The sequence below is a fragment of the Pseudomonas lyxosi genome (assembly GCF_047758685.1).
Taxonomy (GTDB): Bacteria; Pseudomonadota; Gammaproteobacteria; order Pseudomonadales; family Pseudomonadaceae; genus Aquipseudomonas; species Aquipseudomonas lyxosi.
In genome coordinates, this window is the sequence record NZ_CP180481.1 from 1,234,114 (window position 1) to 1,253,595 (window position 19,482).

Annotated in this window: 20 protein-coding genes and 1 pseudogene; 6 read left to right on the top strand and 15 right to left on the bottom strand. The window is 60.2% G+C overall.

All coding sequences use genetic code 11. The features are described from left to right. Positions 1–58: 58 nt before the first annotated feature. Positions 59–640 carry a mechanosensitive ion channel domain-containing protein gene (locus ACMXYI_RS05855; RefSeq protein WP_415772173.1) on the bottom strand — a complete coding sequence of 194 codons (582 nt, stop codon included), beginning with the start codon at positions 638–640 and terminating at the stop codon, positions 59–61. Next, a complete protein-coding gene (locus ACMXYI_RS05860; RefSeq protein WP_046045102.1) occupies positions 640–2,550 on the bottom strand; it encodes an ATP-binding cassette domain-containing protein in 1,911 nt (636 codons plus the stop codon). The genes ACMXYI_RS05855 and ACMXYI_RS05860 overlap by 1 nt, the downstream gene beginning before the upstream one ends. 50 nt (positions 2,551–2,600) lie before the next feature. On the opposite strand from ACMXYI_RS05860, the gene ACMXYI_RS05865 reads away from it, so the two are divergent. Beyond that, positions 2,601–3,065 (top strand): TIGR02444 family protein, encoded by a 465-nt coding sequence (locus ACMXYI_RS05865; protein WP_415772175.1) that lies wholly within the window; start codon positions 2,601–2,603, stop codon positions 3,063–3,065. Here the strand turns inward: ACMXYI_RS05865 and ACMXYI_RS05870 are convergent. Continuing rightward, positions 3,062–4,198: an AlgP family protein gene (locus tag ACMXYI_RS05870; protein ID WP_415772176.1), complete on the bottom strand. Its 1,137-nt coding sequence runs from the start codon at positions 4,196–4,198 to the stop codon at positions 3,062–3,064. The two genes, ACMXYI_RS05865 and ACMXYI_RS05870, sit on opposite strands and share 4 nt — an antisense overlap. A 192-nt stretch (positions 4,199–4,390) precedes the next feature. Here ACMXYI_RS05870 and ACMXYI_RS05875 point away from each other — a divergent pair, with 192 nt between their 5' ends. Continuing rightward, positions 4,391–5,056 (top strand): FKBP-type peptidyl-prolyl cis-trans isomerase, encoded by a 666-nt coding sequence (locus ACMXYI_RS05875; protein WP_415772178.1) that lies wholly within the window; start codon positions 4,391–4,393, stop codon positions 5,054–5,056. A 63-nt stretch (positions 5,057–5,119) separates the two neighbouring features. Here ACMXYI_RS05875 and ACMXYI_RS05880 read toward each other — a convergent pair whose 3' ends face one another. The 8 genes and pseudogenes from ACMXYI_RS05880 to ACMXYI_RS05915 form a co-directional block, all read right to left on the bottom strand. Then, positions 5,120–5,578, bottom strand: coding sequence for an Rsd/AlgQ family anti-sigma factor (locus ACMXYI_RS05880; protein WP_046045098.1), 459 nt, complete (start codon positions 5,576–5,578; stop codon positions 5,120–5,122). 179 nt (positions 5,579–5,757) lie between these two features. Next, positions 5,758–6,309 (bottom strand): disulfide bond formation protein B, encoded by a 552-nt coding sequence (locus ACMXYI_RS05885; RefSeq protein WP_415772180.1) that lies wholly within the window; start codon positions 6,307–6,309, stop codon positions 5,758–5,760. Between the two features lie 229 nt (positions 6,310–6,538). Further along, the gene (locus ACMXYI_RS05890) at positions 6,539–7,777 is read right to left on the bottom strand and encodes a heme biosynthesis protein HemY (RefSeq protein WP_415772182.1); all 1,239 of its coding nucleotides are present in this window, start codon (positions 7,775–7,777) and stop codon (positions 6,539–6,541) included. Beyond that, positions 7,774–8,937 (bottom strand): uroporphyrinogen-III C-methyltransferase, encoded by a 1,164-nt coding sequence (locus tag ACMXYI_RS05895; protein WP_415772184.1) that lies wholly within the window; start codon positions 8,935–8,937, stop codon positions 7,774–7,776. The genes ACMXYI_RS05890 and ACMXYI_RS05895 overlap by 4 nt, the downstream gene beginning before the upstream one ends. Positions 8,938–8,953: 16 nt before the next feature. Next, positions 8,954–9,721: a uroporphyrinogen-III synthase gene (locus ACMXYI_RS05900; RefSeq protein WP_415772186.1), complete on the bottom strand. Its 768-nt coding sequence runs from the start codon at positions 9,719–9,721 to the stop codon at positions 8,954–8,956. Beyond that, positions 9,718–10,659, bottom strand: a complete 942-nt coding sequence (gene hemC / locus ACMXYI_RS05905; RefSeq protein ID WP_415772188.1) for a hydroxymethylbilane synthase — start codon at positions 10,657–10,659, stop codon at positions 9,718–9,720. Before hemC ends, ACMXYI_RS05900 begins: the two co-directional genes overlap by 4 nt. A gap of 136 nt (positions 10,660–10,795) precedes the next feature. Beyond that, complete coding sequence (locus ACMXYI_RS05910) at positions 10,796–11,542, bottom strand: LytR/AlgR family response regulator transcription factor (protein WP_033060674.1); 747 nt, start codon at positions 11,540–11,542, stop codon at positions 10,796–10,798. Next, a pseudogene (locus ACMXYI_RS05915) lies at positions 11,539–11,858 on the bottom strand (sensor histidine kinase); the annotation flags it as partial. The pseudogene ACMXYI_RS05915 and the gene ACMXYI_RS05910, both read right to left, overlap by 4 nt. A 143-nt stretch (positions 11,859–12,001) precedes the next feature. Between ACMXYI_RS05915 and argH the strand changes: the two are divergent. After that, positions 12,002–13,396, top strand: coding sequence for an argininosuccinate lyase (argH, locus tag ACMXYI_RS05920; RefSeq protein WP_010465079.1), 1,395 nt, complete (start codon positions 12,002–12,004; stop codon positions 13,394–13,396). Between the two features lie 102 nt (positions 13,397–13,498). On the opposite strand, the gene ACMXYI_RS05925 is transcribed toward argH, so the two are convergent. Beyond that, positions 13,499–14,158: a glutathione S-transferase family protein gene (locus tag ACMXYI_RS05925; protein WP_415772190.1), complete on the bottom strand. Its 660-nt coding sequence runs from the start codon at positions 14,156–14,158 to the stop codon at positions 13,499–13,501. A 124-nt stretch (positions 14,159–14,282) separates the two neighbouring features. On the opposite strand from ACMXYI_RS05925, the gene ACMXYI_RS05930 reads away from it, so the two are divergent. The 3 genes from ACMXYI_RS05930 (at position 14,283) to ACMXYI_RS05940 (ending at position 18,190) form a co-directional block, all read left to right on the top strand. Continuing rightward, positions 14,283–14,567: a hypothetical protein gene (locus ACMXYI_RS05930; protein WP_415772192.1), complete on the top strand. Its 285-nt coding sequence runs from the start codon at positions 14,283–14,285 to the stop codon at positions 14,565–14,567. A gap of 324 nt (positions 14,568–14,891) precedes the next feature. Continuing rightward, positions 14,892–15,137: a TIGR02647 family protein gene (locus ACMXYI_RS05935; RefSeq protein ID WP_008150272.1), complete on the top strand. Its 246-nt coding sequence runs from the start codon at positions 14,892–14,894 to the stop codon at positions 15,135–15,137. Positions 15,138–15,343: 206 nt separating this feature from the next. After that, complete coding sequence (locus ACMXYI_RS05940) at positions 15,344–18,190, top strand: class I adenylate cyclase (RefSeq protein WP_415772194.1); 2,847 nt, start codon at positions 15,344–15,346, stop codon at positions 18,188–18,190. A 5-nt stretch (positions 18,191–18,195) separates the two neighbouring features. On the opposite strand, the gene rnk is transcribed toward ACMXYI_RS05940, so the two are convergent. The 3 genes from rnk to cyaY all read right to left on the bottom strand — a co-directional run bounded on the left by rnk (position 18,196) and on the right by cyaY (position 19,294). Continuing rightward, a complete protein-coding gene (gene rnk / locus ACMXYI_RS05945) occupies positions 18,196–18,606 on the bottom strand; it encodes a nucleoside diphosphate kinase regulator (protein ID WP_046045088.1) in 411 nt (136 codons plus the stop codon). A 126-nt stretch (positions 18,607–18,732) separates the two neighbouring features. Next, a complete protein-coding gene (locus tag ACMXYI_RS05950; RefSeq protein ID WP_415772196.1) occupies positions 18,733–18,957 on the bottom strand; it encodes a DUF1289 domain-containing protein in 225 nt (74 codons plus the stop codon). A gap of 4 nt (positions 18,958–18,961) precedes the next feature. Next, on the bottom strand, positions 18,962–19,294 hold the full coding sequence (gene cyaY / locus ACMXYI_RS05955) for an iron donor protein CyaY (protein WP_309676550.1): 333 nt from the start codon (positions 19,292–19,294) through the stop codon (positions 18,962–18,964). Positions 19,295–19,482: the final 188 nt, after the last annotated feature.

Here is a 19,482-nt window from a genome sequence, read left to right on the forward strand (position 1 = left end):
TGACTACCGATTTTTTGCAGGACAGAACAGCTGCCGACCAGTGTGGTCGGTATTCAGGCTACTTTTCGAAACCGCTGGAAGGGAATACATCGCTGCCGCGCCAGCGTCGCACCGAGCGCTGGAAGAACAGGCTGTTGGGCACTTGCACCATGGCGCTGCCTGTGCCGAGTTCTTCGGCTTCGATCAGCGTGGTGTAGAGCAGATTGATCGCAACGACCCGGCCTTTGACGCCAGGCTTGTCGGTGGTGTCCACCAACTCGACCACGTCGCCGAGGCGAAACGGGCCGACGGTGAAGATCAGGATTGCGCAGAGCAGATTGGAGAGCACGCTCCACATGGCGAAGAACGCCACTGCCGCTACCGCGACAAACCCGGACAACGCGGTCCAAAGCACCGTCGCCGACACCCCGAGGCGTTCCAGCACGAAGATCAGCGCGCTGCCCATGATCAGCCAGCGCAGACCACCGCGCAGTGGCATCAGCAATTGTGGCGGAAACGGATAACGCTCACCCAGGCGAGTCAGGCACTTGGCGACGCAACGCTGGGCAACATAGCCCGCCAACAGAATCAGCAGGATCTTCACGAAGAGCCAGATCGGCTCAATCCACACGGCAGGCAATGGCAGCTTGAAGGCTTCCATCAGGACAGCGCCTCCAGCTCCGCCTGCATGCTTTCGAGCAGTTCCAGCGCTTCCATCCAGGCTTCTTCCAGCTCGGCTTCACGGACCTTCAGCTTGGCCTGTTCGGCCAGCAGATCACGCAAGTCGTTCTTGCGCGCCGGCTCGTAAATGTCGCTGTCGCCGAGGCTGGTATCGATCTTCGCCAGTTTCTCGTGCAGCTTGCCCAGCTCGGCTTCGAGCTTGTCAGCCTCGCGCTTGTGCGGTGCCAGTTGCTGACGCAACGCAGCCGCCGCCTGGCGCTGGGCCTTCTTGTCGGTCTTGTCCGGATTGACCGGGGTGTTGCTGACCGGGGCGTTGCGCTGGCGGTAGTCCACCAGCCAACGGGTGTAGTCTTCCAGGTCGCCGTCGAATTCCTCGACCTTGCCGTCCGCCACCAGATAAAAATTGTCAGTGGTGCTTTTGAGCAAATGACGATCGTGGGAGACCACCAGTACCGCGCCACTGAATTCCTGAAGGGCCATGGTCAGCGCCAGGCGCATTTCCAGGTCCAGGTGGTTGGTCGGTTCGTCGAGCAGCAGCAGGTTCGGCCGGCCCCAAGCGATCAACGCCAGCGCCAGACGGGCCTTTTCGCCACCGGAGAAATTCAGCACCGGCTCATCGATCCGCGCGCCGCGGAAGTCGAAACCACCGAGGAAGTCGCGCAGCGTCTGCTCGCGCTCGGTCGGCGCCAGGCGCTGCATGTGCAGCAACGGGCTGGCCTTGGAGTCGAGGGAGTCCAGCTGATGCTGGGCGAAGTAGCCGACGACGGTGTTCTCGCCACGGGTCAGGCGACCGGACAACGGCTCGAGTTCACCGGCAAGGTTTTTGATCAGGGTCGATTTACCGGCACCGTTCGGGCCAAGCAAACCGATCCGCGCACCAGGGGTCAGTTGCAGCTTGACCTTCTCCAGCACGGCTCGCTCGCCGTAACCCAGTCGGGCGTCGGAGAGGTCAATCAACGGGCTGGAGATTTTCACTGATTCGCGGAAAACGAAATCGAACGGCGAATCGACGTGGGCGGCGGACAGTTCTTCCATCCGCTCCAGCGCCTTGATCCGGCTCTGAGCCTGACGGGCCTTGGTGGCCTGGGCCTTGAAGCGGGCGATGTAGCTTTCCATGTGCGCACGTTGCGCCTGCTGCTTCTCGTAGGCCTGCTGTTGCTGGGCCAGACGTTCGGCACGGGCGCGTTCAAAGGCGCTGTAACCACCGCGATACAGGGTGATCTTGCGCTGATCGACGTGGGCCACGTGATCGACCACGGCATCGAGGAAGTCCCGGTCGTGGGAAATCAGCATCAAGGTGCCGGGATAGCTTTTGAGCCATTCTTCGAGCCAGATGATGGCGTCGAGGTCCAAGTGGTTGGTCGGTTCGTCGAGCAACAACAAGTCCGAGGGGCACATCAAAGCCTGCGCCAGGTTCAGACGCATCCGCCAACCACCAGAGAAATCTCCTACCTGGCGATCCATCTGTTCATTGGTGAATCCAAGGCCGGCCAGCAGTTTTCGGGCCCGGGCATCGGCGGTGTAACCGTCGGCGCTGTCGAGTTCCGAGTGCAGGCGGGCCTGAGCGGTACCGTCATGGGCCGCTTCGGCTGCCGCGAGGTCGCGTTGCACCTCACGCAGGCGCAGGTCGCCATCGAGCACATAGTCGACCGCCACCCGATCGAGGGTGTCGATCTCCTGGCGCATGTGGGCGATGCGCCAGTCCGCCGGCAGGAAGCAATCACCCGAGTCCGGGTGCAGGTCACCCAGAAGCAAGGCGAAGAGGCTCGATTTGCCGGCGCCGTTGGCACCGATGAGGCCAGCTTTGTGGCCGGCGTGCAGGGTCAGCTCGGCGTCTTCTAGCAGACGTTGAGGGCCACGCTGTAAAGTCAGGTTCTGAAGTCGAATCATAATGGCGGCGGAGTCTACCAGCTTCGCTCGCAACTGGCGCGAGTAGCACTATGTCCTCTGACCTGTGGAGCTTTTCCCTTAGTACTTACGCCCGTCCCGGCGTTGAGCCCGCATGCCTGCAATTACAGTCGGCGGGGATCAATGTGTGCTTGCTGCTCTGCGGGCTGTGGCTGGGAGAACGTGGCGTCGCCTGTAACGAACACCGATTGCAGCAACTGCGCAGCGTCGCCGAGCCGTGGGACGCAGACGTGGTGCGCCCGCTGCGAGCCTTGCGGGTGAATTGGAAAGTCGTCGCCGCCGACGATGGCGAACTGAATGCTTTGCGCGAGCAAGTGAAGGCACTTGAACTGGAAGCCGAGCGGCATCTGTTGGTGCGACTGGAACGATCGGCGCAGAGTTGGCCGCAAGGTGAGGCGACCGATCTATCGGCCTGGCTGGAAGGTGTAACGGCAGGCGCCGTCCACCTGGACCGCGACGCGCTGCATCAGCTGCGCGTCGCGGTAAGCAGCACTTAGGAAGCGCTGGTTGGGGTGGTTGCTGCGATCGATGCGGCGGCCGGCGTTGGCGCTGGCGTGGCTGTCGAGGTAGCTGCTGCTAAAGCAGACGTTGCTGCCGGAGCCGGGTTGGCTGGCTTGGCAACTGGCGCGGTGGCCGGCTTGGCAACTGGCGCGGCGGCCGGCTTGGCGGCAACCGGTTTTTTCACGGCTGGTTTTGCAGCTGGCTTGGCGGCTGGTTTTGCAGCCGGTTTGGCAGCGGCAGGTTTGGCTGCTGGTTTCGCTGCAGCAGGTTTTGCAGCAGCAGTTTTGGCAGCCGGTTTGGCTGCAGCTTTTGCAGCTGGTTTTGCAGCTGGCTTGGCAGCAGTTTTAGTCGCGACTGATTTCGCGGCAGGCTTGGCAGCAGGTTTCGCAGCGGCAGTTTTAGCCGCTGGTTTTGCAGCCGGTTTGGCAGCTGGTTTAGCCGCTGCAGTTCTCGCCACCGCCGGTTTGGCAGCAGCGGTTCTTGCAGCCGGTTTAGCGGCAGCTGTTTTGGCAGCGGCTGGCTTGGCGGCAGGTTTGGCTGCGGCTGTTTTAGCAGCCGGTTTTGCAGCGCTAGCAGCGACTGGTTTTTTTGCCGCAGGTTTAGCGGCAGGTTTTGCTGCGGCTTTCACCGGTGCTTTGGCGGCCGGTTTGGCGGCAGACTTGACCGGTGCTTTTGCAGCAGCCGGTTTGGAAGCGGCTTTCTTGGCAGGAGCCGCAGCAGGCTTGGCCGAACGCAGGGACAACGCCTTGCCGACAGCCTCTTGTACACGACCGACGCCCTGGGCCAGTTTCAGGCTTTCTTGAGCGTCGCGCTTGAGTTGCAGAATGTAGCTGCGAGTTTCGGATTGACGATCCTTGAGGGCATCGAGCAGGTCCTCAAGCTCCTTCACCGCGCCCTTGGCTTTGGCTTGTGCCTTGGCCTTGCCGGCCGCCGCAGCGTCCTGCAATTTGGTACGGGACTTGTGCAGTTTTTCTTGCGCTTTTCCGCGTTGCTTTTCCAGTTTGGCGAGCAGTTTTTCAGCATCAGCCAAGGCTTGGGAACAAGCGTTTTCCAGATGCTCGAGCAAGCTGCCCGAGAGTTGTTGGAGTAAGTGCAACGGAGTATTTACAGGCTTCTTGGTGGCCGACATGATTTACCTCCTGGCTGACGTGGGTGCGGCTCATACTAGACCTCTGCTGCTACCGCCGCTAGGGCATGTTGACAGTATCCAAAGCGCTGCGTTGCAACGGATTGAAATTCTTCTGCGCTTGCGCAAAACCAGTTCACCGTCGAGCGCATTCACACTGGCATAATCCCCCGCATCTCAGGTCGGAGAGTGCCCATGTCGCGCTACCTTTTTTTATCACTGTGCGTGTTTTTTTCCGTGGCCCAGGCCGCCGAAAAAACCAAAGAAAATGACACTCATGATCTCTCTTACAGCCTGGGCGCAAGTCTCGGTGAACGCCTGCGCCAGGAGGTTCCCGATCTGCAACTTCAGGCGCTGATCCAAGGCTTGCAACAAGCCTATCAAGGCAAACCCCTGGCGCTGAAAGATGAGCAGATCGAACAGATTCTTGCCGAGCATGAAGCCCAGGTCGCCTTGCAAGCGAGCACGCCGCAAAGTGAAATCGCCCTCAAAAAAGAGCAGGCCTTTCTCGCCGAGGAAAAAGCCAGACCGGGCGTTCGTGAACTGGCAGATGGAATATTGCTAACGGAGTTGGCGCCGGGCACTGGCGCCAAAGCTGGCCCCAACGGCAAAGTCCAGGTGCTGTATATCGGTCGCCTTCCCGACGGCACGGTGTTCGATCAGAACAGTCAGCCGCAGTGGTTCAGTCTCGACAGCGTGATCAGCGGATGGCGTAGCGCGTTGCAGCAAATGCCGGTCGGTGCGAAATGGCGTCTGGTGATTCCATCGGCCGAAGCCTATGGCGCCGAGGGTGCCGGCGACCTGATTGCGCCGTTCACACCGCTGGTATTCGAGGTCGAATTGCGCGGTGCCACAAGCTGAATACCGGAAACGAAAAACGGCGCGCATAGCGCACCGTTTTTGGAGGTCTTGCAGGAAGGGGGTTCAGGCCTGAACCGAATCCTCTTCCTTGTGAGCGGTGTGCAGCACTTCGATCAGGCAGTCTTCCAGTTCGAAGCGTTCGTGCAACAGGCCACCCAGCTCTTTGAATTTCTCTGCCACGCATTGACCTGCATCACACAGGTCGTTGAACGCGAGCAGCTTCTCGGTGATGACGTCGATGCGAGGGTAGATGGTCTCGGCCAGCTCGAGCCCGCGAGTGTCACCAAACGCTTTGGCTTCGCCGGTCAGCTGTTCGTAGATCTCGAAGTGCCCGGCAGACACGTAATCGACCAGCACGCCGCAGAACTCCTGCAACGGCTTACGGTTCTCACCCAGTGCCTCAGGCTTGGCGCCGAGAGCATCATAGGCCCGAACCAGTTCGTGACGCTCCTGCAACCAGCGATCGATCAGCAGATGCACTCCACCCCAACGTTCCTGAGCATTCTGACAACTTTCGAGCATGGTGATCTCTCTTCCCTTGTGGGTCATGCTGCCCTACACCCGTCGCCACACTTGAAGGTCAAGTATCGGCCAGGCAGAGCGTCATTCGAGCAACATAATTCCAATGACACGTGCGGGCCAGATTATGCCCGCGCGACAATGGCTTCAAGGTACGCAGGAGATAAAGTTCATACAAGTGTTTAATCACCCGCCAGCGCCCGGTGCGACGAACCGCCGCTGAGCGGTCGCAGACAGGCTTTCCAGACAACGCGCAGCAGCTGATAAATGCCCAGAATTGTCATCGCCAAGAAGAACAGCAGACTCCATTCAGGAATGCTCAGGTCGAACAGTGTCCAGGAAATCTCCGCGCACTCCGCCTCGCCTTTGAACATCTGCGTGGCCTGACACAACCACGGCATGTCCTCGTACTGAACTGCCAGATTGGGCGAGCACGTCAACAGCTGATGCATTGGATCGCTCTGCAGCAATACCTGCCGCCACGCCGTGACCGTACCCGCCAGACTGCAAAACAGCCCGAGCATCCAATACAGGAAAGAGCCAAAGCGGCCCGGCCCATGTACCGAAGCCACCAGGTAGACGCCCGTGAGCAACGCGAGGCAAAAGCGCTGCAACAGGCACAACCCGCAAGGCTTGAGGCCGACCGCATATTCCAGGTAATAAGACACGCCCAGGGCCAGGGCACCTGCAATGAAAGCCATGAAAAACAAGGAGCGTGAACAGGCCAAAGACATGGCATTTCCGTAACAGTAGAGACAGGCGGTTACGGTAGAGGAAAGCGCGCCAGCCTTTCAAGGCAGGCCAGCGGGGACACTTCAACAGAAGTGTAGGGAAATCCCGACAGGAACGAGAGGATTAGGTGTAGTCCTCTGTAGGACTCGGCCGTTGACGGACTACAAAGGTAGAATTCCGGCAGTTTGCAGGCGACTGGATCGCTCCTTCGAGCGACCCGTCATCCACTCTTCAAGCGTGAACAGGAACCGGCAACGGTGCCGCCAGCAAGCGCTCGTCCAACAAGCCCAAGCCCTCCTGGAACAACTGATTGCTTCGTTCTGTATCACCCAACTGCGCCAGCAGCCGCGCCAGTTCCGCACAGGCTTCCGGGTTGCGCTGCACTCGCAGGCTGCTTTCCAGATAGTCCCGGGCCTTGCCCCAAAGGCTGCTTTGCAGACACAAGCGCCCCAGGGTCAGCAACAGGCTTGGGTCGGCCGGATGTTCCTTGAGCCAGCTCTCGGCGGTGTGCAGTTGACGTGCCGGATCACTGCCGCGAACGAGTCCGTAGAGGCGCGCCAGATGAGTGTCGTAGTTGCGCTTGAGCGCCGTTCGCAGGATCTCTTCGGCCTCGACCTGAGCACCCAGTTGCCGAAGTTGCTCGGCATAAGCGAGCACCAGTTGCGGCTCCTGACGCTGAGCTGAGGTCAACTGCTGCCAGGCGCGATTAAGCGACTGCAAGCCGACCGTCCCGTCTTCTTCCTGATGCGCCGCCAGGGACAGGTTCTCACCCCAGGCCCGGCGCTCCAGTTCGGCCAGCTCGGCCGGTGGCAGGACCTTGTCCTTGCGTAGCTCCGGCAGCAGACGAATCACCGCCGACCAGTCGCCCCGCTGTTGGTGCAAGCGCTGCAACTGGCGCAAGGTCTGGACGTTGTGAGGATGACGCTCGTGCATGGCTTGCAGGGTCACCAGGGCGCCTTCGGTATCGCCGCGGTCGGTCTGCAATTGTGCGTGGCTCAGGGCAATCGCCAACTCCGCCTGGGGTTGTCGCTCCAGAGCGCGCTCCAGCAGGTTGTCGCTTTCCTCGTATTGACCTTGTTCGTTCGCGGCCCGGGCAGCGCCGAGGTAGTAAAGCAAAGGCTGGCGCTCGGCTTCCGCAGCCCGATGCAGATGGCGCTGCGCACTGGCCCAGCGACCTTCGGCCAGATCCAGCTGACCGTGTTCAATTGCCACCTGTACCCGGCGACTGCGATTGCGCCGCGACCAGGGATTGACCACGCCGCTGGAGGTCGTCACCAATTCGATCAACGCCTTGATGCCCCAGAACACCAGCCAGAGCACGGCGACCAACGCCAGGGTTGCCCACAGGCTCGATTCATAACGAAAGCTTTTGTAGGCGATCAGCACGTAACCGGAATGCTCGGCAATCGCCAGCCCGAGTGCGGCAGCAGCGGCGATCACCAGGAACACGATCACATAGAGGCGTTTCATGGCGTCGCCTCCTGAGCGGTGTCCGCGGCAGGTTTGGCCATCGGTTTGATCGAGTCCTCGGCATTGACATTACGCCGCTCCAAATACCCCTGAACCGCACTCAGCGTGCCGGTCAGGTCTGGCGTGACGACGGTGACCGGTTGCTTGCTCAACTCGCCAACCTGCTCAAGCATCACTTTGCTCTGAGGGTTGTCCGGGTTGAAGTTGCCCTTGAGCACGTCCCGCGCTTCGGCAAGCGCCTGGGTATAAACCGCGGCCTGGCCATTGAGCGCGGCCCATTGCGCCTGCTCCAGCACCAGGCTCAGGGCCAGGCGCACCTGGCTCAGGCTCTGCCCGGCCAGCAACGGACGCACATTCTTGTCGGCGTTAAAGTCGATGCGGATGTAGCGCGAGACCTGATCCCACCATTGCGCCCAACGACTGGCGCCGTCGCCATCGGCGGTGAGACCCAACAGGGATTCACCACGGTCCTTGTACTCGGGTGCCAGCTCGGTGAGGCTGATTACCTGATCGCGCAGCGCCCCCAGTCGCAGGAACAGACCGGTGCGATCGGGCTGTTGGGTGCTACGCAATGCCACCAGCGTTTTGGCCACTTGCTCGCGAGCGGCAAAGGAACCCGGATCGTTCTGTTCGCGCAGAATTTCATCGGCGCCCTGCACCAAAGCCTGGGCACTGCTGATGTCCTGCAACGCGGAAAGACGCAGGCTGGCCAGACGCAGCAGGTGCTCGGCCTCGGCCAGACGCCAATCCTTGCGGCTGGCGCCGAGAACCGTTTCCAGACGTTGATTCAAGCGTTGCTGATCGCCTTGAAGTTGAGTGACCAAACGACTGCGCGCATCGAGCACGTCAGCGGCAGGCATTTGTTCCAGGCGAGCAGTCAGGCGTTGTTCATTGAGCTTCAGGTCCTGCGCCTGATCGCTCAATGCCTGGACCTGACTCAACTGCAGTTGAGTATTGGCTTGCAGGTGACGCACCTGCCAGACTCCCCAACCGCCCACGGCGACACCGGCAGCGCCGAGCAGCAGCGCGACGATTGCCAGCCCATTGCCTCGGCGCTGCACTGCAGCAGGCCCAGTTTCAACCGGTGCTTCAACCGGTGCTTCAACCGGTGCATCGAGCACTGGCTGGACGTCATCTTTAGGCAAGGCTGTTTCGCTCACGTATCCATCCTTTGCATTAGAAAACGGGTCCGGGATGCTCCCGTAACGCCGTCAGCAAAGCCGCGGCACTGGCGCCGCGACAATCCACAACTGTTTGGGCCCCGGCGGCACGTGCCAGCTCGGCGACCCTGGGGCTTGGAACAAACAACGGCAACCGCGCCAATTGCGGCCAGGCATCGCCGGCCAATTGATGCAGGTGCTCAAAACCCTGTCCACTGCTGACCACCAGCCCGTTCAAGCGTTCCGCTTCGATCCGGTCAGGTAGCGCTGCCGGCGGGTAGTGCGGCAGGTCGCGGCGGTACAACTCCAGATACTCGACACTAGCACCAAGCTCGCGCAAACGCTCAGCCAGCAACTCGCGCCCGCCCTCCCCGCGCATGATCAGCACGCGTGGACCGGGCCGCGCGATTGCCTCACGCAACTGAGGAAGTTCAAGCAAGGCTTCGCTGTCATCGCCATCCACCGGAAAGCTGACGTCCAACCCGTGATCCTCAAGGATCTGCGCGGTGGCTGCGCCCACGCTGAACCACTTCAAACGAGGGGGTTGCGGCCGATACCTGTCGAGCAGATCCACAGCAATTCTGGCGGCCGGCTTGCTGACCACGATCACCGCGCAATAGCGATCCAGACCCTGAATCACCTCGCGCATTGTGTCAGAGGCAGGAATCGGCTCGATCTCCAAAAGCGGCAAACTGCTGCTGAAAATCCCCTTTTCGACCAAAAGACTGCTCAGCGCCGCCGACTCATCCGCGGGACGCGTCAGCAGCAGGCGCCAACCCGTCACTCGTGACCTGCCTCGCCGTAGACTGCTTTCAGGATGTCGTTGGCGCCTTGACTCAGCAGGTCTTCAGCCACTTGCACGCCCAGGGCTTCGGCGTCGCTGCGTGGCGCACGAGCCTCGGCGCTGAGCAGCAGACCGCCGTTCGGATCACCGACAAGACCACGCAACCAGATCTGCTCGCCTTCAAGCACGGCATAGCAGGCGATCGGCACTTGGCAGCCGCCATTCAAATGTTTGTTGAGAGCACGTTCGGCGGTCACGCGGGTGGCGGTATCCTGATGGTGCAGCGGTGCCAACAGCGCGTGAATTTCGCTGTCGACGCTGCGGCATTCGATACCCACCGCGCCTTGGCCACCGGCCGGCAGACTGTCGTCGACGCTGATGGCCGAGGTAATCCGATCTTCAAAGCCGAGACGAATCAGGCCGGCAGCAGCGAGGATAATGGCGTCGTATTCGCCGGCATCGAGCTTGGACAGCCGAGTGTTGACGTTGCCACGCAGGAAGCGAATTTCCAGGTCCGGACGACGGGTCAGCAACTGGGCCTGACGGCGCAGGCTGGAGGTGCCGACGATGCTGCCTTGCGGCAACTCGTCCAGGCTGGCGTAGGTATTGGAAACGAAGGCATCGCGCGGGTCTTCTCGCTCGCAGATGCAAAACAGACCGAGGCCTTCAGGGAAGTCCATCGGCACGTCTTTCATCGAGTGCACTGCGATGTCGGCTTCGTTTTCCAGCAGCGCGGTTTCCAGCTCTTTGACGAACAGACCCTTGCCGCCGATTTTCGACAGTGGCGAGTCGAGCAATTTGTCACCGCGACTGACCATGGGCACCAACGTCACGAGCAGACCCGGATGGGCCTCTTCCAGACGGGCTTTGACGTATTCGGCCTGCCACAGGGCGAGTGCACTTTTACGGGTGGCGATGCGGATTTCGCGAGAGGACATGGATCAATCCGTACTGAATAGATACGGCGGATAATAACAGCTCAGCCAAATCCACTTTGACTTGTATCAGAAACCGCGTGGCCTCCCTGGCCTCAGACATCCAGCAATCGGGATGAAACCCGCCCGTAATGGCGGATTAAAGCTGTTGCATCATCTTGCGCACGCCGGCCACATGCCGTCGGCTGACGATCAGGGCGTCGCCGTTCAAGCCTTTGAGGAACAGCTGAAAATGCCCCAGAGGCGTGCGCTGCAGGCGTTCGATGCGTTCGCGGGCGACCAGCGCATTGCGGTGGATTCGCACGAAGCGGTCGCCGAATTCATCTTCAAGGGCCTTGAGCGGCTCATCCAGCAGCACTTCGCCGCCTTCGTGGCGCAAGGTCACGTATTTGTGATCCGCAATGAAGTAGACCACCTGACCCAACGGGATCAGTTCGATACCTTTACGGGTACGGGCGCTGATGTGGCTGCGCGGACCGCTGCCGCTTTCGGCGGCGGGACGGGTCAGGGCCGCGAGCTGGACGCGATTGGGCCGCTCGGCTTTTTTCAACGCTTCATGCAATTGTTCTGTACGCACAGGTTTCACCAGATAGCCTACGGCGCTGGCCTGTAAGGCTTCCACGGCAAATTCATCGGGCCCTGCGCAAAACACCACGGCGGGCGGGGTTTCGCGTTCGCACAATCGTGCAGCCACTTGCAGGCCATCGAGGCCCGGCATGCCGATATCGAGCAGCACGATATCGGGTTTGTGGCTGTCGATCAGAGCCAACGCCTCATCGCCGTTCGTGGCGCTAGGCTCCAGGACACTGTATCCCTCGAGTTCGCCAACCATTCGGCTCAGGCGCTCGCGGGCAAGGGGTTCGTCATCAACGATCAGGACATTCATATTGCGCTGGATTCCTGCGTGAGTCTCGCACAAGGATAGCGTAGACAGGTGAAGTGACGTCCGTCACCGCGATCCACGCTAAGACTAGCGCGAGGGCCAAAAAGTGCCGCCCGTCCGACGGCTAAATTTTCATCTGTCGTGCGTTTGGCGGCCCAGGCCCGCGTTGGCGAGGCATCGCCGTAGGGTTTGTTGATACACAATACGAACACCCCCTCTTCTTATAGTCAGCTGCAGCGTCTGGAACTGCGCTGGTCCTACTGTCCAACTGTAGACGGTTGCCGGCACGATATTGCTCAATTGAAAAATATCGTTGCGCAAATCCCCTCGGCGTTGATTCGAGTATGGACCGCCGCCTGAGAAAAAAACGTATCGACCAGTGCCAGCGACAGGATTGGCAACCCTGTTATTATCCGCGACAGCTTTCTACGCCATCTTTCTTCAGCCGACACGAGCGAATTCATGAGCACTGACAAGACCAATCAGTCCTGGGGCGGCCGCTTCAGTGAACCCGTCGACGCCTTCGTCGCCCGCTTCACCGCCTCCGTCACTTTCGACCAGCGCCTGTATCGCCACGACATCATGGGCTCGATCGCTCACGCCACGATGCTGGCCAAGGTCGGCGTGCTGACCGATGCCGAGCGCGACAGCATCACTGATGGCCTGAAGACCATCCAGGGTGAAATCGAGGCCGGCCAGTTCGACTGGCGCATCGACCTCGAAGACGTGCACATGAACATCGAGGCGCGTCTGACCGACCGCATCGGCGTCACCGGTAAAAAACTGCACACCGGCCGCAGCCGTAACGACCAGGTTGCCACCGACATCCGCCTGTGGCTGCGTGACGAGATCGACCTGATCCTGAGCGAAATCACCCGCCTGCAAAAAGGCTTGCTGGAGCAGGCCGAGCGAGAAGCCGGCAGCATCATGCCGGGCTTCACCCACCTGCAAACCGCGCAGCCGGTGACCTTCGGGCACCACATGCTGGCCTGGTTCGAGATGCTCAGCCGCGACTACGAGCGTCTGGTCGACTGCCGCAAGCGTACCAACCGCATGCCGCTGGGCAGCGCCGCACTGGCGGGTACCACCTACCCGATCGACCGCGAATTCACCGCTCAACTGTTGGGCTTCGACGCCGTGGGCGGCAACTCGCTTGACAACGTCTCCGATCGTGACTTCGCCATCGAGTTCTGCTCGGCCGCGAGCATCGCGATGATGCACCTGTCGCGTTTCTCCGAAGAGCTGGTGCTGTGGACCAGCGCGCAGTTCCAGTTCATCGATCTGCCGGACCGTTTCTGCACCGGCAGCTCGATCATGCCGCAAAAGAAAAATCCGGACGTTCCAGAGCTGGTGCGTGGCAAGACCGGCCGCGTATTCGGCGCGCTGATGGGCCTGCTGACCCTGATGAAAGGCCAGCCCCTGGCCTACAACAAGGACAACCAGGAAGATAAAGAGCCCCTTTTCGACGCCGCCGACACATTGCGCGACTCGCTGCGGGCCTTTGCCGACATGATCCCGGCGATCAAACCCAAGCACGCGATGATGCGTGAAGCGGCCCTGCGCGGTTTCTCTACCGCCACCGACCTGGCCGACTACCTGGTTCGCCGCGGCCTGCCGTTCCGGGACTGCCACGAAATCGTTGGCCATGCCGTGAAGTACGGCGTGGAAAGCGGTAAAGACCTGGCGGAAATGAGCCTGGAAGAGCTGCGCAAGTTCAGCGACCAGATCGATCAGGACGTGTTTGCCGTGTTGACGTTGGAAGGCTCGGTGAATGCCCGTGACCATATCGGCGGGACTGCGCCGGCACAGGTCAAGAAGGCTGTGGCCCGCGGCCAGGCATTGCTCGCCAGCCGCTAAACCGTCAAAAGCTTCGCGAGCAAGCCCGCTCCCACATTTGGAATGCGTTCCCCTGTGGGAGCGGGCTTGCTCGCGAAAGCGGTCTTGAAGACGCTGTAAAACCTACTTCTTGGACGCGACCATCGCCAAAAACGCTGGCATCGCCGCGTCCTTGTCCTTTGCGATCCGCTGCACATTCGGATTCTGCTCCAGACGCTCCAGCAACGCCTTGGCCGCCGGCATCTCGGCCAGCAAATCCAGGTCAAACAGCTTCTGCGCCACCGCACAGGCCAGCGGTACGCTGTAGAGGAAATACAAATCCGCAATGCTCAGGCTGTCGCCTGCCACATAAGGGGCGAACTTGCCGTGCCTGCCCAGTGAGGCAAACCCCAGCAGCAACTCGGCTTTGGTCTTGTCCTTGATCGCCTCCGGCACAGTCATGCCGAAAAATGCTTCGGCGTAGCAGGCACGCCCTGGCAATTCGATGTACAGCTCGATTTCCTTGGCCAGAGCCAGGGCCTGTGACCGCTCAAAGGGGTCGCTCGGCAACAGCGGCGTGCCTTTCTGGCTTTGTTCGAGGTATTCGAGAATCACGCTGGTTTCGTTGATGAAACCCTGTTCAACGCCCAGCACCGGCACCTTCCCGCGCGGGCTGATGGCTAATGCCTCGGGGCTCGGCCCCGGGTAAAACAGCACCTCTTCAAACGGCAGTCCCTTCTCGAGCAGCGCCAGCTTGACCATGTTGTAGTAGTTGCTGACGGAAAATCCATAAAGCTTGAGCATCACATAGCCTCCAGGCCGTGCGGGGTTGGCAGGTGCCTTTTATAGAACGCAGCGACGTTTCTTGCCAGCAGCATCACAGCGCTGAATGCAGGTAAACTGGCCGCCTTAACTTGAGGAGCCTGCCATGAGCGAGCCAACTGATATCGATATCGACGAAGAAGAGTTCGCCGAAAACACCCTGGTCGAAGCCATCGAAAACCAGATCGAAAGCGACAACCCGCCGGCTGCCAAGGCGACCTTCAACAAGCTGACCCTGGTGGGTTACGAGCGTGAAGAAATTCTCAATTTGATGGCCCACGTTCTGGCAGTGGAAATCGACGCGATCCTCGAAGAAGACCGCGCGTTCAACACCGAATGGTACGAAACTGCGTTGCGTGCATTGCCGGAGTTGCCGCCGGAAAAGAAATAAGCGCTATTTATTGGACGCAGGCTTGTATGGCGAGGGAGCTTGCTCCCGCTCGAGTGCGAAGCAGTCGCAAAGCTTTTGGGGCCGCTTCGCGCCCCAGCGGGAGCAAGCTCCCTCGCCACAAAAACAGGCTCAACACAGAATGTAACCAATCAATCCTGCCTTCCTCCAGACCCTGTCTACACTGATTACCACCCCGCTGCCGCGTCACCCACCGGGGAATGCTTCCCAAGGCGAAAAAACCCTGTCGCGAGCACTGGACATGCCGCCCGAGTGGGATCACCTTAGGGACGCTGTCGTCCAATTCCTAGAAAGTCTGGAGTCCTTATGTCGCTTACCCCTGAGTTGGTTGCCGAACTGGAAATCCTCGCACTCTTCAACCTGGACAGTTCCCAGGAAGGTTTGAAAATTCATCAGACCGCTGCCCCGAAAGCCATTGCTGCCGCCCAAAGACTGTTCGACAAAGAACTGATCACCCAGCCAGATGGTGGTTATCTGACCAGCTTGGGCCGTGACGCCGCGCAAAATGTGCAAACCGTTCTGACCATTCTCAACGTCCGGGAAACTGCCTGAGCATTACCGTAGCGCCCACGGAAACCCCTGCTACGGGATTTCCGCGGGCACATTTCGTTACCTGCCCTGTTGCCTGCCGTCGCCCCGCGATAAAAATCTGACGCCAGAAAAACAAAATCAGCTTAAAAGTACTGGAGCCGAGGCGCTAAACTGCCCCTCATCCGCAGACACCCACGTCTGAGCCCCGCGAGCCGGTTTGAGCTGACATGACCCGCACCCATGAAATCCGCCCCGATCTTGACGAGGGAATCGACCGCAAGGTTCTCAGCCAGCTGCGCGCACGTTTTCTGAAGCTCAATGAAGGCCGTATGGCCCGCGCCATGGAAGGGTTGTCGACCCGCCAGCAAGCGGTGCTGACCTTGTTGCCGCTGTTTTTCCACGTCAATCATCCGCTGTTGCCAGGGTATGTTTCGGGCAGCACGCCGGCCGGGCTGTCGAATTACGAACCCGACGCCAACACCCTCGCCGAAACCCAACGCCTGACCCGCTCGTTTTCCTATAAGCCTCGCCATGGCAGCAATCCGCCGCGACCGATTCACGGTCTGTTCCTGATGGGCAGCCTCGGCACCCTCGCCCAAGCCGACCAGAGCGACATGGATGTATGGGTCTGTCATGGGCCGGACTTGAGCGAAAGCGACCTCGCTGAACTGCGCAAAAAATGCCAACTCCTCGAAATCTGGGCCGCCGGTCAGGGCGCCGAGGCGCATTTTTTCCTGATCGACCCGACCCGTTTCGTACGCGGCGAACGTGATACGCAATTGAGCTCGGAAGACTGCGGCACCACTCAGCACTATCTGCTACTCGACGAGTTTTATCGCACTGCGATCTGGCTGGCCGGACGCACGCCCGTCTGGTGGCTGGTGCCGGTCTATGAAGAAGCGAGCTACGACCGTTACACCCACACGCTGATGTCCAAGCGCTTCATCCGTGCCGACGAAACCCTGGACCTGGGGCATTTGGCCTATATCCCGCCGGGCGAATTCATCGGTGCCGGACTCTGGCAGTTGTTCAAGGGCATCGAGTCGCCGTACAAATCGGTACTCAAACTGCTGCTGATCGAGGTCTATGCCAGCGAACACCCCAAGGTCCATTGCCTGAGCCTGCGCTTCAAGCAAGCGGTGTTTGCCAATCGGCTCGACCTTGATGAGCTGGACCCGTACGTCGTGGTTTACCGGCGCATCGAGGAATACTTGACCGCCCGTGGCGAGCCGGAACGGCTGGAGCTGGTACGCCGGGCGTTGTACCTGAAGGTCAATCGCAAACTCACCGGCAGCAACAGTCGCACTCAGAGCTGGCAGCGTTCGTTGCTTAAACGCCTGGCCCACGAATGGCAGTGGGATCATCGTCAACTGGCCCTGCTCGACAGCCGCAGCCAGTGGAAAGTCCGCCAGGTCGGCTCTGAACGAAGGGCCTTGGTCAACGAGCTCAATTACAGCTACCGCTTCCTGACCCAGTTCGCCCGCAACGAACAGACCGTCAGCCTGATCAACAAGCGCGACCTCAATGTGCTGGGTCGACGGCTGTACGCGGCTTTCGAGCGCAAAGCCGACAAGGTCGAGTTCATCAACCCTGGCATCGCCCCGGATCTGGCCGAAGACACCCTCACGCTTGTGCATGCGCCGAACAAAAAAGAATCGGGTCAAACTCAGTGGGGGTTGTACAACGGCAGCCTGACAGCCCTCGAATGGGAGCATTTCGCACCGATCAAGCGCAGCCGCCAATTGCTGGAACTGCTGACCTGGTGTCACCGCAACGGCGTGATCGACAGCAGCACTCGCCTGGCCTTGCATCCCGGCAGCAGCGACCTGAGCGAGTTCGAACTGTTCAACCTGCTCGGCAACCTGCAACAGAGCATCGCCCTGCCGCTGACGACCGTCGCCGAAGAACCGTTACTGCGCGCCAGTGTGCCGAGTGAAGTGCTGATTCTGGTAAACGTCGGCGTCGATCCACTCAAGCACCACCGCGACCTCAACATCCTGATGACCACCGAGCGCACCGATTCCCTCAGTTACGCCGGTGTCCGGGAAAACCTGGTGCTGACCCTGGATCAGGTCACGCTCAATAGTTGGAACGAAGTGCTGGTCAGCCGCTTCGACGGACCTCACGCGCTGCTCGACTGCGTGCGTGATTACCTCAACAACCTGCCCGGTGGGCTACAACAACCCACGTTGCGGGTTCGGTGCTTCTGCCACAACCGCGCACAATTCATCGCCCGGCGAGTCGAAGAAATCCTCGACACCGCGCAGAACCTGCTGTTGAGCAAACTCAATCATCGCTACCTGATTCAGGTCCAACAGCACTACCACGTGTTGGAACTGGTGCCCGGCCAGGTGAATCATGTCGCCCTCGCCACGCTGCCGGCGCTGGTCGATTACCTGGGCGAAGAGCGGGCAAGCTACAGCCCGCTGCACCTGGACCCGATGGCACTTGAAGACCACGACCTGGCGCTGGTCCTGCCGATGGGCCAGCCCGATTGTATTCAGGTGTTCTACCGGATCAACGAATACCGCGCCGACCTGTACGTGCTGGATGAATTCAATGCCCTGTGGCAGCAGCGTTTGCCCTACCACGACGAGCAAAGCCTGCTGGTGCCGCTGCAACGTTTCCTGCAATCGATCCAGTACCGGCGCGACGCCTTGCTGCCGATGGACGTCGCCCAGCCGCTGAATCCGGACGTCTTGTATTACCAACTGCTGCCCTCCGGCCCCGTACGGGCGCGTCGGGTCGAAGCTCGGCCAGCGCCGCAAACCCCGGTCAACAAACCGTTCTACGACGTACAGGCGATTGTCGGCAAAGCCGCACCGGGGCAGGTGCAGGTCACGTTGTATTGCAATCAGCGGGAGTTTTCAGAGCTGGAGCATGGCGACCAACTGTTCAGTGTGGTCGCCCGGGAAATCGTCGAGCAGCGCCGTGAAACCGAACGCTATCGCTGCTACATCACCGACCTGGACCTGACGGGCCTGCTCGGTGATGGTCAGGGTTCAAGCATTTTGTATTTGCGCTACAAGGCTGACCTGGAGCGCGCATTGAACGAGGCGCTCGAGCAGGTCTGAGGGGTTTATTCCGGAAAGTGGCCGCCCTCGGCCGGCTGCGATTCGACTTCCAGCAGGGTCAGTTTCAGTGTCTTGCCACCCGGTGCCGGCCAGTCGATGTGCTGACCAACCTTGAGACCGAGCAGTGCGCTGCCGACCGGCGCCAGAATGGAAATCTTGCCTTCGTCGGCATTGGCATCCTTCGGATAAACCAGCGTCAGGTGATAGTCCTTGCCGCTGCCTTCTTCGCGGCAATGCACACGGGAATTCATGGTCACGACATCGGCGGGTACTTCATCGTGACCGACCAGGGTATCGGCGCGGTCCAGTTCGGTTTGCAGCGCGATAACGCCCGGCAGCGTGTCATCCAGGCTGTCGATCAGGCGCTCCAGACGTTGCACGTCCAGACGGGTAAGGGTGATTGAAGGTGCGGTCATGATTTGGGCAGACTCCTTTCTTCTGCACAGAAAAAGCAAAACCCCGCCAGAAAAAGGCGGGGTTTTCACGAGCCTCGATGGGTTGAGGCGTTTCTCGACACTATCACAGCTCAATAAATATACAAGTCAGGCCCCGCCGACCTGTTTACGCTGTGTGGCCTGGGCGCAGATAACCCGGCGCCGATCGTCATCGGCCGAGCGCCATTCGCGGATGTCTTCGACATGGCGAAAACACCCAAGGCAGACCTTGTGCTCGTCCAGCCGACACACACCGCTGCACGGCGAAGGGACGGTCGGGCTGACATTGCTGTAGAGCGGTTTTGGCGGACGAACGGGCGCAGGCTGGGTCACGATCTCACAGACCTTCGAAATCGAGCTCGGCGTCAGCTTGCTGCTTGACGATGCGCTCAAGCATTTCGCCGAGTTGTTCGTCGCTCTTGTCACACATCCAGCGCTTGCTCTCTTCGTCGTAATCGAAGTGGAACCCGCCGGACACGGCCGCCAGCCACAGCTGCCGCAGCGGTTCCTGACGGCTGAAAATCAACTGGCTGCCGTTTTCGAACTTGACGGTGAGCACACCGGCCGAGCTCTCCAGATCGATATCCAGGTCACACTCGTCAAAAATATCCTCCAGCATCTGCTGGGTGGCATCGACCAGATCGTGGAAACGGGCTTCAGTCAAACTCATTGCGGGAACCTCAAAAAGTGTCTACTCACGCTCAAGCGCCGCAAGATACGGGCGAGCCCCGGTGATTGCAAAGGATAACGACCAAGCGCCCGATAGCGTTACGAAATATCCGTGTACGGTGCAGGATAAGTTACCGCGCCACGGCCCAAGCCCCGCCGGACGGGAGCCCCGTCGCATAGGCAAGCTGC

Bases quoted from the DNA above. Each gene is read 5' to 3' on its own strand.
- ACMXYI_RS05855 (WP_415772173.1), bottom strand. From the start codon at position 640: ATGGAAGCCTTCAAGCTGCCATTGCCTGCCGTGTGGATTGAGCCGATC.
- ACMXYI_RS05860 (WP_046045102.1), bottom strand. From the start codon at position 2,550: ATGATTCGACTTCAGAACCTGACTTTACAGCGTGGCCCTCAACGTCTG.
- ACMXYI_RS05865 (WP_415772175.1), top strand. From the start codon at position 2,601: ATGTCCTCTGACCTGTGGAGCTTTTCCCTTAGTACTTACGCCCGTCCC.
- ACMXYI_RS05870 (WP_415772176.1), bottom strand. From the start codon at position 4,198: ATGTCGGCCACCAAGAAGCCTGTAAATACTCCGTTGCACTTACTCCAA.
- ACMXYI_RS05875 (WP_415772178.1), top strand. From the start codon at position 4,391: ATGTCGCGCTACCTTTTTTTATCACTGTGCGTGTTTTTTTCCGTGGCC.
- ACMXYI_RS05880 (WP_046045098.1), bottom strand. From the start codon at position 5,578: ATGCTCGAAAGTTGTCAGAATGCTCAGGAACGTTGGGGTGGAGTGCAT.
- ACMXYI_RS05885 (WP_415772180.1), bottom strand. From the start codon at position 6,309: ATGTCTTTGGCCTGTTCACGCTCCTTGTTTTTCATGGCTTTCATTGCA.
- ACMXYI_RS05890 (WP_415772182.1), bottom strand. From the start codon at position 7,777: ATGAAACGCCTCTATGTGATCGTGTTCCTGGTGATCGCCGCTGCTGCC.
- hemC (WP_415772188.1), bottom strand. From the start codon at position 10,659: ATGTCCTCTCGCGAAATCCGCATCGCCACCCGTAAAAGTGCACTCGCC.
- ACMXYI_RS05910 (WP_033060674.1), bottom strand. From the start codon at position 11,542: ATGAATGTCCTGATCGTTGATGACGAACCCCTTGCCCGCGAGCGCCTG.
- argH (WP_010465079.1), top strand. From the start codon at position 12,002: ATGAGCACTGACAAGACCAATCAGTCCTGGGGCGGCCGCTTCAGTGAA.
- ACMXYI_RS05925 (WP_415772190.1), bottom strand. From the start codon at position 14,158: ATGCTCAAGCTTTATGGATTTTCCGTCAGCAACTACTACAACATGGTC.
- ACMXYI_RS05930 (WP_415772192.1), top strand. From the start codon at position 14,283: ATGAGCGAGCCAACTGATATCGATATCGACGAAGAAGAGTTCGCCGAA.
- ACMXYI_RS05935 (WP_008150272.1), top strand. From the start codon at position 14,892: ATGTCGCTTACCCCTGAGTTGGTTGCCGAACTGGAAATCCTCGCACTC.
- ACMXYI_RS05940 (WP_415772194.1), top strand. From the start codon at position 15,344: ATGACCCGCACCCATGAAATCCGCCCCGATCTTGACGAGGGAATCGAC.
- rnk (WP_046045088.1), bottom strand. From the start codon at position 18,606: ATGACCGCACCTTCAATCACCCTTACCCGTCTGGACGTGCAACGTCTG.
- cyaY (WP_309676550.1), bottom strand. From the start codon at position 19,294: ATGAGTTTGACTGAAGCCCGTTTCCACGATCTGGTCGATGCCACCCAG.